Origin of the sequence: Thermithiobacillus plumbiphilus (assembly GCF_038070005.1) — a bacterium.
In the GTDB taxonomy this organism is placed as follows: Bacteria; Pseudomonadota; Gammaproteobacteria; order Acidithiobacillales; family Thermithiobacillaceae; genus JBBPCO01.
The window spans coordinates 55,506-67,145 of the sequence record NZ_JBBPCO010000009.1 but is presented as its reverse complement, the minus strand read 5'-3'; the positions used below and the strand labels follow the sequence as shown (position 1 = coordinate 67,145).

Below are 11,640 nucleotides of genomic sequence, written 5' to 3'. Positions count from 1 at the left end.
CTCGAACGTGGAGATCACATGACATTTCTAGCAAACAAGAAGGCACTCATCGTCGGCGTCGCCTCCGACCGGTCCATTTCCTGGGGCATCGCCCAGGCCATGCGGCGCGAAGGCGCAGAGGTCCTGCTCACCTATCAGAACGAGCGCCTGCGTGAGCGCGTGGAGAGCCTGGCCGCAGAGCTGGGTGGCCCCGCCCCGCTGGAACTGGATCTTGGCGAAGAGGACCAGATCGCCTCGGTCATGGAAAGCATCCGGCAACGCTGGGGTGGTCTGGACATCGCGGTACATGGAGCCGCCTTCGCGCCGAAGAACGAGCTTTCCGGCAATTATCTCGACGCCGTGACCCGCGAGGGCTTTCGCATCGCCCATGACGTGTCCAGCTACAGCTTCACAGCACTGGCCAAGGCCTGCCGCCCACTCATGCAGAATCGCCAGGGCGCCCTGCTGACCCTGAGTTATCTGGGTGCCGAGCGCGCCATGGAGAACTACAATGTAATGGGGCTTGCCAAGGCCAGCCTCGAAGCGAGTGTGCGTTATCTGGCCCAGTCGCTCGGCCCCGAGGGCATCCGCGTCAACGCCATCTCGGCCGGGCCGATCCGCACCTTGGCCGCCAGCGGCATCAGTGGTTTCAAGAGCATTCTGGATCACTACGAGAATCGTGCGGCCCTCAAGCGCAACGTGACCATCGAGGAAGTCGGCAATGTCGGCGCCTTCCTCTGCTCTGATCTTGCTTCAGGCGTGACCGCCGAGATCACCCATGTCGATGCCGGTTACAATGCCATGGGCATCTGATTCCTGCGATGAAAAAGGGCGTGGGATGATTCCCACGCCCTTTTTGTTTGAAGGCACAGCAGTATTCAGAGCTTGTCCTTGTACACCTTGACCTCGGCCTGGGCACGCAGGGTATCGAGATAGCTCTTGAATGCCTGTCCACCCCGCTGATTTTGCAGGAAGTCAGCAATCTGCTGGCGCAGAGGACCCTGCAACTCGCTGGCCGAAGGCTTCTTCACCTCGTCGACACCATACACGAAGGCCCCGCCCGGCATGCTGGTCATGCCATAACTCACCTTGCCTACAGCAGGCTCGGGAGCCTGGAAGGCGGCCCGAACCAGTGGCTCGGGAAGCTGTTCGGCATTGCGGCGTGACAGCGTGGCAGTTTCCACCTGATAGCCATTCTGGGCCGCCAACTGCGACAAGGGCTGACCATTCTGCGCAGATTTCAAGAGATCGTTGGCAGCCGCCTTCGCCGCAGCCTCGGCCTTTTCCAGACGCAGCTTTTCAGTTATCTGGTCTTCCACTGCAGCCAAGGGCAATTGCTTTGCCGGTTCACGTGCCTGCAGGTGGAACCCGGCGACACGACCGTCGCTGAGCTCGACCGCCTCGCTGTTCTTGCCGCCCAGCACCCGGTTCGAGAACACCTGGTTGATCACCTTGGGATCCGCAAAGATTCCGGGCGCCTGAGCATTGCGTGTCAGCCACTCACTCTGCTGCACGGGCAGGCCAAATTCCTTCGCAGCAGCATCGAGGCTCTTGTCCTGGGTAAACAGCAGATCCTTGAAGTTTGCCGTGGCCTCATCAAAGGCCTTTTCGGCCTTCTCGCGCCGCAGTTCCCGCTCAAGCTGGGGACGCACCTCCGCAAATTCCTGCACGCGCTCCGGACGCACCTCCTGGACCTGAATGATATGGAAACCAAACGGGGTACGCACAGGGTCGCTGATCTGGCCGGGCTTGAGGCTGAATACGGCATCCTCGAAGGGCTTGACCATGGCACCACGACCAAAGAAGCCCAGGTCGCCGCCCTGGGCTGCCGACCCCGGGTCACCGGACTCCTGGCGCGCCAGCTGCGCGAAATCCGCACCGTCGCGCAGGCGCTTGACGAGGGATTCAGCCCGGTCCTGCGCCGCCTTGACCTGCTCCGGTGTGGCATCCTGGGGAATGCTGATCAGGATGTGACGCGCGCTACGCTCTTCCGCCGTCTTGAAATTGTCCTTCTGTTTGTCATAGGCAGCCTTCAGCTCATCCTCGCTGACCTGCGCCTTGCCTTCGAAGGCCTCCGGACCCATGACCACATAGCTGACCTTGACGCGTTCGGGCTGCCGAAACTCTGCCTGATGCGCCTTGTAATAGGCCGCCACGGCTTCAGGACTGACAGTCACCTTGTCGGCAAAGGCCTGGGCAGGAATGATGGCCACCTCGACCTTGCGGGTTTCCTCACTGATGGCGAACAGGGAAGCCACTTCATTGGGCGCGGTCAGCGGTGCGGTGGAAATCCCCTGCTCCAGCTGGCGTACCGCCAGTTCCTCGCGAACCTGGCTTTCGAAGCTGGCGGGCGTCATTCCCTGCTGCGCCAGCAGCTGCTGATAGCGCTGCCTGGAAAAGCCCTTCTCGTCAGAAAACACCGGCAGGGTCTGGATGAACTTGACCACCTCGGCATCGGGCACGTGCAGCCCAAGACGCCTGGTCTCATTGACCAGCACCTGATAGTTGATCATCGCCTCCAGCACCTGGTCCTTGAGTTTCATGGATTCCAGCATCTGTGGCGAAAAATCCTTCCCCAGCATCTGGCGGTAGCGCTCGACTTCCTGCTTGTAGCGCTCCTGAAAGGCCTTTTGAGTAATTGCCGCGCCATTGACCTCGGCTACATTCTGCCCACCCGGATCATCGGAAAAATATCCGCTGACACCCCACAAGGCAAAGGAAAGCGCAATCAAGGCCAGCAGCAGCTTGGCTACCCAGGACTGGCCAATATTTCTGAAAGCTTCAAGCATCGGTCTGAAGATCCAATATCAGGAATGGGCGAAAAAAAAGGAATCATACCGGAATCCTGCGCAGGAAACAGCCTTTGGAGGGCAGGATGGAAATAAAAAAGCGAATCCTTGAGAGATTCGCTTTTTAACTGGCGGGGTGGACGGGGCTCGAACCCGCGACCTCCGGCGTGACAGGCCGGCATTCTGACCAACTGAACTACCACCCCATGAACCTGTGCTGGTGGGCGGTGAGGGGTTCGAACCCCCGACATTCGGCGTGTAAAGCCGACGCTCTCCCAGCTGAGCTAACCGCCCTTTGACTGCGGCTTATCCTACCGCATCCTTGAGCGTTTTACCAGCCTTGAATTTGGGCGTTTTCGAGGCCTTGATCTCGATCTCCTCACCGGTGCGCGGATTGCGGCCCTTGCGGCCCTCACGCTCCGCTACCGAGAAGGTACCAAAACCCACCAGGGTCACCTGGTCGCCTGCGGCAAGGGCATCCGTGATTGCCTTGACAGTGGCATCCAGCGCCTGCGTGGCAGCACTTCTGGAAATCCCTGCCGATTGAGCCACTTTTTCTACCAATTCGGATTTGTTCACGCTAGTCCCCCTTTAGTTGTTCACGCGTGCAGTTTATATAGCAAGGCGTTAAAGAAGGTGTCAAGGAATTTGGGTCCCTGACACCAATTTTTAATGCGCGGTTGCCGCCTCACCGACACTCTGGCTTGCCGTTGCGGACTTTTCCTTCATGGAAGGCTCCGGCAAGGGCGTCGGTTTGCTTTCGAGCGCGGTTTCCAGCACTTCCTCGATCCACCTCACCGGCTTGATGGTGAGCTGTTCAAGCACCTTCGCCGGAATGTCCCGGAGATCCTTTTCGTTCTCTTTCGGGATCAGTACGGTCTCGATGCCGCCGCGATGAGCGGCCAGCAACTTCTCTTTCAGGCCCCCAATCGGCAATACCTCGCCGCGCAGGGTGATTTCACCCGTCATGGCCACACTGGCCTTGACCGGGATACCCGTCAGGGACGACACCAGCGCCGTACACATGCCAATGCCGGCACTTGGGCCATCCTTGGGCGTGGCGCCCTCGGGCACGTGGATGTGCACGTCCACCTTCTGGTAGAACTCGGGGTCGATGCCAAGCCGCCTGGCGCGCGAACGCACCACGCTCATGGCTGCCTGGATGGACTCCTGCATGACGTCACCGAGCTTGCCGGTATAGGTCTGCTTGCCCTTGCCAGGCAGGGCAACGGCCTCGATGACGAGCAGTTCGCCCCCCACTTCGGTCCAGGCAAGGCCTGTAACCTGCCCTACCCGGTTCTCGGCTTCCGCCTTGCCATAGCTGAAGCGGCGCACGCCCAGATAGTCTTCCAGATTCTGCGGTGTCACCGTGATCAGGTCCGCATCCTTGCGCGTCAGCAACTCCTTGACTACCTTGCGGGAAATGCGCGCGATCTGACGCTCGAGATCACGCACGCCAGCCTCGCGGGTATAGTGACGGATGATGTCGCGGATCACATCTTCGCCGACCGCAATCTCGCCTTCCTTCAGGCCATGATTCTTCATCTGCTTGGGCAGAAGGTACTTGAGAGCGATGTGGGTCTTCTCGTCCTCGGTGTAGCCCGCCAGGCGAATGATTTCCATGCGGTCCAGCAGGGGCCCGGGCATGTGCAGGGTGTTGGCGGTGGTCACGAACATCACGTCGGACAGATCGTAATCCACTTCCAGATAATGGTCACTGAAGGTGTGGTTCTGCTCGGGGTCCAGCACTTCCAGCAGGGCGGAAGCAGGGTCGCCCCGGAAATCCATCGACATCTTGTCAACTTCATCGAGCAGCATCAAGGGATTGCGGGTGCCGACCTTGGCAAGGCTCTGCACGATCTTGCCCGGCAGGGCACCAATGTAGGTGCGCCGGTGTCCGCGGATCTCGGCCTCGTCGCGCACGCCACCTAGGGCCATGCGTACGAACTTGCGGTTGGTGGCCTTGGCGATGGACTGCCCCAGGCTGGTCTTGCCGACGCCAGGCGGGCCGACGAGGCAGAGAATCGGGCCGCGTGAACCACCCGTGCGGTTCTGCACGGCCAGATACTCGATGATGCGCTCCTTGACCTCTTCAAGACCATAGTGGTCCTCGTCCAGGATCTGGCGGGCAGCCTCGATATCGCGGCGGACCTTGCTGCGCTTTTTCCATGGCACGCTCACGAGCCAGTCGATGTAGTTGCGTACCACGGTGGCCTCCGCGGACATCGGGCTCATCATGCGCAGTTTCTTGAGCTCGGCTTCGGCCTTGCCACGCGCATCCTTGGACATGCCGGCGGCTTCGATCTTCTTGGCCAGTTCATCGGCCTCGCTCGCGCCCTCGCCTTCCATATCCCCGAGCTCCTTCTGGATGGCCTTCATCTGCTCGTTGAGATAGTACTCGCGCTGACTCTTTTCCATCTGCCGCTTGACGCGGCCGCGGATGCGCTTTTCCACCTGCAGCAGGTCGATTTCCGACTCCATCAGGCCAAGCAGGTGTTCCAGCCGGCCACGCACGTCGTGCATTTCGAGGACTTCCTGCTTTTCCTCGATCTTGAGCGAGAGATGCGCCGCCACCGTGTCGGCCAGACGCGCCGGGTCATCGATGCTGGCCAGCGACGCCAGGATTTCCGGTGGAATCTTCTTGTTGAGCTTGACGTACTGCTCGAACTGGTTCAGCACCGAACGCATCAGCGCCTCGATCTCGCGATCATCCACCTCCGTTTCGGTCCAGGTCCGGACTTCGGCGCTGAGACGGGTCTCGCTGGGCAGGAATTCAAGCACCTCGGCGCGCTCGTTGCCCTCCACCAGCACCTTGACCGTGCCATCCGGCAGCTTCAGGAGCTGAAGGATGGTCGCGAGCGTGCCCACGCCATGAATCGCGACGGGTTCCGGCTCGTCGTCAGCAGCATTTTTCTGGGCAACCAGAAGGATGTTCTTGTCGCCGGCCATGGCGTCTTCCAGGGCCGTAATGGATTTGGGCCGTCCCACAAAGAGCGGGATCACCATATGGGGGAACACCACCACGTCCCGCAATGGCAGGACAGGTACGGTCAGGGTGGTGCTCTCTGCGGTTTTCTTGCGGCTTTCGTTCTGTGCCATAAATGCACCTCTTGGTTCTGATTGCTCTGCCTAGATGGAGGCTATGGCAGTCATTTTCAAGATTGCTTGAAAAAAATGCCGGCTCCAGGCCGGCATTTCAGGATTATCGGCCTCGACCCTGCGGAAGATCAGCCGTGTCAGACAACGGAGGCCTTCATCCGCAAGGCTTCAGGCATTGGCATCCGCCCGATTCTCACCTTCCTCGTAAATCAGCAGCGGACTGCCATTCGCGTCGATCACGGCGGCATCGATCACCACCTTCTTCACACCCTGCATAGAAGGCAATTCATACATGGTGTCAAGCAGGACGTGCTCGAGAATGGAGCGCAGTCCACGGGCGCCGGTCTTGCGGATCAGGGCCTTGCGTGCAATGGCGCGCAGCGCCTCCGGCCTGAACTCCAGCTCCACGCCTTCCAGGCTGAAGAGCTTCTGGTACTGCTTCACCAGCGCGTTCTTCGGCTCGGTCAGAATGGTGATCAGGGCGTCCTCATCGAGTTCCTCGAGCGTCGCCACCACCGGCAAACGCCCGACGAACTCGGGAATCAGTCCGTACTTGATCAGATCCTCCGGCTCGAGCTCCTTGAGGACCTCGCCCAGATTCTTGCTCTCTTCCTTGCCCTTGACCTTGGCGCCGAAACCGATGCCGCCCTTCTCGGAACGCTGGCCGATGATGCGGTCCAATCCGCTGAAAGCACCGCCACAGATGAAGAGGATATTGGTGGTATCCACCTGCAGGAACTCCTGCTGCGGATGCTTGCGCCCACCCTGGGGCGGGACGGAGGCCACGGTACCCTCGATCAGCTTGAGCAGAGCCTGCTGCACGCCTTCACCGGACACATCGCGGGTGATGCTGGGATTTTCGGCCTTGCGCGAGATCTTGTCGATCTCGTCGATGTAGACGATCCCGGTCTGGGCCTTTTCCAGATCATAGTCGCATTTCTGCAGCAGTTTCTGGATGATGTTCTCCACGTCCTCGCCGACGTAGCCAGCCTCGGTGAGGGTGGTGGCATCGGCAATGGCGAAGGGTACGTTCAGCAGCCTGGCCAGGGTCTGGGCCAGCAGGGTCTTGCCGGAACCCGTCGGGCCGATCAGCAGGATGTTGCTCTTGGCCAGTTCGACGCCATCTTCCTTGCCGACCCGGTCCAGACGCTTGTAGTGGTTGTACACAGCCACGGAGAGCACTTTCTTGGCCGGCTCCTGGCCAATGACGTACTCATCGAGGATCTGACGGATCTCGACGGGCTTGGGAAGGTGGCTGCCGGCCTGCCGGGAAACCTCTTCCTGCACCTCGTCCTTGATGATGTCATTGCACAGTTCCACGCATTCATCACAGATAAACACCGATGGACCGGCAATCAGCTTGCGCACTTCGTGCTGGCTCTTCCCGCAAAAGGAACAATATAAGAGCTTCTCACCGCTCTTGCCATCTTTGCTCGCCATATCGGTTTCCTTCTCTTAGTCCGTTTTCAAGTCACGGTGCGCCATCACGGCATCGATGATTCCGTAATTGACTGACTCCTCGCTGGACATGAAGTAGTCGCGCTCGGTGTCCCGGTCGATGCGTTCATAAGGCTGTCCTGTGTGTTGGACTAGGATTTGATTGAGTCGTTCCCGAATCCGCAGGATCTCCTTGGTATGGATTTCAATATCCATGGCCTGTCCCTGGAAACCGCCGGAAGGCTGATGGACCATGATCCGGGCATTGGGCAGGGCAAAACGCTTGCCCTTGGCGCCTGCCGCCAGCAGCACCGCGCCCATGCTGGCCGCCTGACCGATACAGACGGTACCGACCTGGGGACGAATGAACTGCATGGTGTCATAGATGGCCATGCCAGCAGTCACGGAACCGCCAGGGCTGTTGATATAGATATAGATGTCCTTGTCCGGATTTTCCGCCTCAAGGAACAGCAGCTGGGCGACGATCAGGTTGGCCATGTGGTCTTCCACCGGACCAACGAGAAAAATGACGCGCTCCTTGAGCATCCGGGAGTAGATGTCATAGGCCCGCTCGCCACGACCGGTCTGCTCGATGACCATCGGCACGAGGCCGAGATCCTGAACAGGGGGAGCCAGTCGATCCTGGGATATGTATTTCATCGGGGAGGCCTCGTCATTACTGGGCAGGAAACCGGATCAAGCGGTTTCCGGACGCCCTATCAGTTGGTTGAAGGACACCGTCTGGTCTTTTGTCTTAGCATGGGTCAAAACCCAGTCCACTACAAGATCCTCAAGGACCATGGACTCGATTTCGGCCAGACGTTCCGGATTCTGGAGATACCAGGACATCACCTGACCTGGATCCTGATACTGGCTGGCGACCCGCTCGATCTCCTGACGCACGGTATCATTGTCGACACGCAGCTCATTGCGACGGACGATCTCGGAGATCACCAGGCCCAGCCTGACGCGCTGACGCGCAAGCTCCTTGAGCTTCTGCTCGGCCGCTGCCTCATCCTCACCGGGCTGCGCGCGGTTCGACTGGCGCAGACGCTGCTCCTCGGCGTCGAGCAGGGCCTTGGGCAGGTCGACGTTCTCGTTGGCCCTGACCAGCAGGTCCAGCACGGCACTCTTTGCCCGGGACCGGCTGGCCCGCTCGGCCTCATGGGCGAGGTTTTCACGGACTTCGCTGCGCAGTGTTTCCACGCTGCCATCTTCCACGCCCAGGGAGCGCGCGAAATCGCCATCGATTTCCGGCAGCTTCGGGGCCAGCACGGCCTGCACGGTGATCTCGAAGCGTGCCTGCTTGCCGGCCAGTTCGGTATTGCCGTAGTCCTCCGGGAAGGTGACATCCACCTGGCGTGACTCACCCGCGGCAGCACCGATCAGCCCGGATTCGAAACCCTCGATGGTGCGACCGGAGCCCAGGATCAGCCCGAAGCCCTGCGCCTCGCCACCGGCAAAGGGCTCGTCATTGACAAAGCCCTTGAAATCGATGATGACCTGATCGCCCATTTCCGCCGGGCGGTCCACGCTCTCGAAGGTGCGCCGCTGCTCCTGCAGGATCTGCAGGGTGCGATCCACGTCGGCATCGGTGATGTCCGCGCGCTGACGCTCGATCTCCTCATCACCGAGATTCGGCTCGAACTCGGGAAATACCTCGAAAGTGGCCAGGAAGGAAAAGTCCTGCCCACGCCCACCACTTTCGACATTGATGCTGGGCCGGTCAACCGGCCGGAAGCCCTGTTCGGAAACCGCCTTTGGATAGGTGCGATTGATGATGTCGTCGTAAGTATCCATCAGCGCCTGGCCACCGAAGCGCTGTTCGATCAGCCTCATCGGAACCTTGCCGGGGCGAAAGCCTGGAATCCTTGTGGAAGAGGCCAGATTGCGCAGGCGGCTGCTCAGGGCAGTTTCCACTTCGGCCGCCGGAACCGTGATTCTCAAGCGCTTTTCCAGTGACCCACTGGTTTCAACAGAAACTTGCATCATTCATCCTCATCCAGAACAAAAGGTGTTTGTAGGCGGTAATAGGCAATGATAACCACAGAGATACGGGGCCACAAGGCATCGTGGTCCCGTCTGGACGAAAAAGACTGGTGCGAAAGGGGGGACTCGAACCCCCACGCCTTGCGGCGCTGGAACCTAAATCCAGTGCGTCTACCAATTCCGCCACTTTCGCGCAACAGGTGAAAACCGGACCGGGATGGGGCCAGGTGACAAGCCTGTTAGTCTATGCCGGATGCAGGGGAAATGCCAGAAGGAAGGCCGGGAGGGCACCCGGGAGCCACTGCTCCGGGTAGCCCCTTCAGATGGAAGGGCAAGCCCGAAATCGGGCTGCGCTGGCAAACTATTCTTCGTTGGCGGCATCCTCAAAGGCCATGCGCCGCTCACGGTGGTTGCGCATGAGGATCTCCCTTTCCTCGGCCAGGGCACGCTTGGCAACCTGAATGGCCTCCATGAGGTCCTGACGCTTGGCCTCGGCCACCTCGCCACCGACGTTCATGAGTTCCTTGGTCTTTTCCTGAATGTCGTGGACCATTTCTGTCAGACGCAGCTGTGCCGCTGCCCCTTTGCTGCCCACCTGTTCACGCCCCTTGTCCATGGTGCGACGCAGTTCTTCACGGGTTTGCGCACCCGTTCTGGGAGAAAAAAGAAGCGCGGCTGTGGCACCAACCAAAACACCCAAAACAAAACTGCCCGTTGTATTCATAATTATGGCTCCTTGTGATGGTGGCCGGACGCGGGGAATTCAGCTACGCCGGAAAAAATACCGCACGCCGGTGGACGCTGCCCGCGTCCAGGTACGAAAGCGCTGGACCGGGGCCAGCATGGCATCGGTGGCATCCATGACACTACTGCTGACATAATGGACGGTATTCTCCATCCGCCGAACCTGCTGCTGGGTACTCTCCCCTGCCCGTTTCATGTCATTGACGATGATGCGCAGATCGAATACCAGCGGACTGAGCTCCTGCTCGACCCGTTGCGCCAGACGCATGGAAGTGCTCAGGGTCCGCCACACGGCTATGGCAAGCAAAATGCCAAGTATGAGAAATGACACCATGACAACCGCGATGATTCCCAGGGCGAGATTGGCGCTCACGCAGTTCTCCTTTTTGATTTTAATGAGAGTGGCCAATTTCCTTTACCAGGAGAGCCTTGGAGGACACGTTCACTCAGGCCGGTATCCAGCACATCCAAGCAGCTGAAATCGGCACGGACAGATATCCCCATCCATTCGCAGAATAGCTCATGTTTCTATAAAAACTGCCACAGCATAAGTGCCGAAAGTCCTAAAGCGGCCATGCTCAGGACCAGCACTGCGGCGGCGGCGCAGTCCTTGGCCAGCCTGATCTTTGGATGTTGCTCGGGATGCAGATGATCCGCAAGATGCTCGAGTGCCGTGTTGAACAGTTCCGCGGCCAGAATGAAGGCAATGACCACCAGCACTAGCGCCCACCAGATGACCGGCGGCTGTAACGCGAACAACAGGACCAGCGCGGCCAGGGCCGCCAGCACCTGGGTCCGGAAACTTGATTCAAGGGACCATGCGGCCCGGAGTCCTGCCAGGGCAAATCCCGCGCGCATGTGAAATGGCTTGCCTTTCATATCCTACCAGCCACCACGCTCCTGCAGGGACACAGGCTCTCCGTCGCCGACCACCAGATGGTCAAGCACGCGAATGTCCACGAGCGCCAGGGCGTCGGCCAGATGTCGGGTGAGCTGGATGTCGGCGAGGCTCGGCTCGGCCAGCCCCGAGGGATGATTGTGCGCGAAGATGACCGCCGCGGCATTATGGCTGAGGGCGCGGCGCACCACCTCCCGGGCATGCACCACGGCGCTGTCGATGGTCCCGAAAAACAACTCCTCATAGCGGATGACGCGATGCCGGGTGTCAAGAAAGAGGCAGGCAAACACCTCGCGACTGCTGTCGCGCAGACAGGCATGGAGATACTGGCCGGCGGCTTTCGGCGAGGACAGCGGCTCGCCACGCTGCAGGGCCTGGGACAGATGGCGGCGTGCCAGCTCGAGCACTGCCTGCAGCTGGGCGTACTTGGCAGTCCCCAGGCCCTGTCCTTCGCAAAAGGACTTGCATTCGGCGCCCAGCAGCTCGCGCACGCCGCCAAAGCGCTGCAGGAGCTCGCGCGCGAGATCCACGGCACTTTTTCCCGACACGCCGGTGCGCAAGAAGATCGCGAGCAGTTCCGCGTCGCTCAGGGCCGCAGCCCCCATCGCCAGCAGCTTTTCCCGGGGCCGCTCACCTTCCGGCCAGTCCCGAATAGCCATCTTTGGCTTCCTCCCTTAAACTGATGCCATGACCAGCAATATTCAC

The 11,640-nt window shown here is 60.0% G+C and carries 11 protein-coding genes and 3 tRNA genes; 1 reads left to right on the top strand and 13 read right to left on the bottom strand.

Annotated elements, in window-relative coordinates; translation table 11 throughout:
• Window positions 1–18: 18 nt before the first annotated feature.
• The gene (locus WOB96_RS09910) at window positions 19–792 is read left to right on the top strand and encodes an enoyl-ACP reductase FabI (protein ID WP_341371135.1); all 774 of its coding nucleotides are present in this window, start codon (window positions 19–21) and stop codon (window positions 790–792) included.
• Between the two features lie 65 nt (window positions 793–857).
• Here the strand turns inward: WOB96_RS09910 and WOB96_RS09905 are convergent, their stop codons facing one another.
• The 13 genes from WOB96_RS09905 to radC form a co-directional block, all read right to left on the bottom strand.
• Complete coding sequence (locus WOB96_RS09905) at window positions 858–2,768, bottom strand: SurA N-terminal domain-containing protein (RefSeq protein ID WP_341371134.1); 1,911 nt, start codon at window positions 2,766–2,768, stop codon at window positions 858–860.
• Between the two features lie 129 nt (window positions 2,769–2,897).
• Window positions 2,898–2,974, bottom strand: a tRNA-Asp gene (locus WOB96_RS09900).
• A gap of 12 nt (window positions 2,975–2,986) precedes the next feature.
• A tRNA-Val gene (locus WOB96_RS09895) sits at window positions 2,987–3,062 on the bottom strand.
• Window positions 3,063–3,074: 12 nt separating this feature from the next.
• Window positions 3,075–3,347, bottom strand: a complete 273-nt coding sequence (locus WOB96_RS09890) for an HU family DNA-binding protein (protein ID WP_341371133.1) — start codon at window positions 3,345–3,347, stop codon at window positions 3,075–3,077.
• Between the two features lie 90 nt (window positions 3,348–3,437).
• Window positions 3,438–5,867 carry an endopeptidase La gene (gene lon, locus WOB96_RS09885; protein ID WP_341371132.1) on the bottom strand — a complete coding sequence of 810 codons (2,430 nt, stop codon included), beginning with the start codon at window positions 5,865–5,867 and terminating at the stop codon, window positions 3,438–3,440.
• Window positions 5,868–6,035: 168 nt separating this feature from the next.
• Window positions 6,036–7,307, bottom strand: a complete 1,272-nt coding sequence (gene clpX, locus WOB96_RS09880; protein ID WP_341371131.1) for an ATP-dependent Clp protease ATP-binding subunit ClpX — start codon at window positions 7,305–7,307, stop codon at window positions 6,036–6,038.
• A gap of 15 nt (window positions 7,308–7,322) precedes the next feature.
• A complete protein-coding gene (clpP, locus tag WOB96_RS09875; RefSeq protein ID WP_341371130.1) occupies window positions 7,323–7,964 on the bottom strand; it encodes an ATP-dependent Clp endopeptidase proteolytic subunit ClpP in 642 nt (213 codons plus the stop codon).
• Between the two features lie 36 nt (window positions 7,965–8,000).
• On the bottom strand, window positions 8,001–9,293 hold the full coding sequence (tig, locus tag WOB96_RS09870) for a trigger factor (RefSeq protein WP_341371129.1): 1,293 nt from the start codon (window positions 9,291–9,293) through the stop codon (window positions 8,001–8,003).
• A gap of 108 nt (window positions 9,294–9,401) precedes the next feature.
• Window positions 9,402–9,486 (bottom strand) — tRNA-Leu (locus tag WOB96_RS09865).
• Window positions 9,487–9,654: 168 nt separating this feature from the next.
• The gene (locus WOB96_RS09860) at window positions 9,655–10,017 is read right to left on the bottom strand and encodes a YtxH domain-containing protein (protein WP_341371128.1); all 363 of its coding nucleotides are present in this window, start codon (window positions 10,015–10,017) and stop codon (window positions 9,655–9,657) included.
• A 39-nt stretch (window positions 10,018–10,056) separates the two neighbouring features.
• Window positions 10,057–10,410 (bottom strand): hypothetical protein, encoded by a 354-nt coding sequence (locus WOB96_RS09855; RefSeq protein ID WP_341371127.1) that lies wholly within the window; start codon window positions 10,408–10,410, stop codon window positions 10,057–10,059.
• 155 nt (window positions 10,411–10,565) lie between these two features.
• Window positions 10,566–10,895, bottom strand: a complete 330-nt coding sequence (locus WOB96_RS09850; RefSeq protein ID WP_341371126.1) for a diacylglycerol kinase — start codon at window positions 10,893–10,895, stop codon at window positions 10,566–10,568.
• Window positions 10,896–10,919: 24 nt separating this feature from the next.
• A complete protein-coding gene (gene radC / locus WOB96_RS09845; RefSeq protein WP_341371125.1) occupies window positions 10,920–11,594 on the bottom strand; it encodes a RadC family protein in 675 nt (224 codons plus the stop codon).
• Window positions 11,595–11,640: the final 46 nt, after the last annotated feature.

Coding starts and splice junctions, on each gene's coding strand:
- WOB96_RS09850 (WP_341371126.1), bottom strand. CDS start 10,895: ATGCGCGCGGGATTTGCCCTGGCAGGACTCCGGGCCGCATGGTCCCTT.
- lon (WP_341371132.1), bottom strand. CDS start 5,867: ATGGCACAGAACGAAAGCCGCAAGAAAACCGCAGAGAGCACCACCCTG.
- tig (WP_341371129.1), bottom strand. CDS start 9,293: ATGCAAGTTTCTGTTGAAACCAGTGGGTCACTGGAAAAGCGCTTGAGA.
- clpX (WP_341371131.1), bottom strand. CDS start 7,307: ATGGCGAGCAAAGATGGCAAGAGCGGTGAGAAGCTCTTATATTGTTCC.
- WOB96_RS09905 (WP_341371134.1), bottom strand. CDS start 2,768: ATGCTTGAAGCTTTCAGAAATATTGGCCAGTCCTGGGTAGCCAAGCTG.
- WOB96_RS09860 (WP_341371128.1), bottom strand. CDS start 10,017: ATGAATACAACGGGCAGTTTTGTTTTGGGTGTTTTGGTTGGTGCCACA.
- radC (WP_341371125.1), bottom strand. CDS start 11,594: ATGGCTATTCGGGACTGGCCGGAAGGTGAGCGGCCCCGGGAAAAGCTG.
- clpP (WP_341371130.1), bottom strand. CDS start 7,964: ATGAAATACATATCCCAGGATCGACTGGCTCCCCCTGTTCAGGATCTC.
- WOB96_RS09910 (WP_341371135.1), top strand. CDS start 19: ATGACATTTCTAGCAAACAAGAAGGCACTCATCGTCGGCGTCGCCTCC.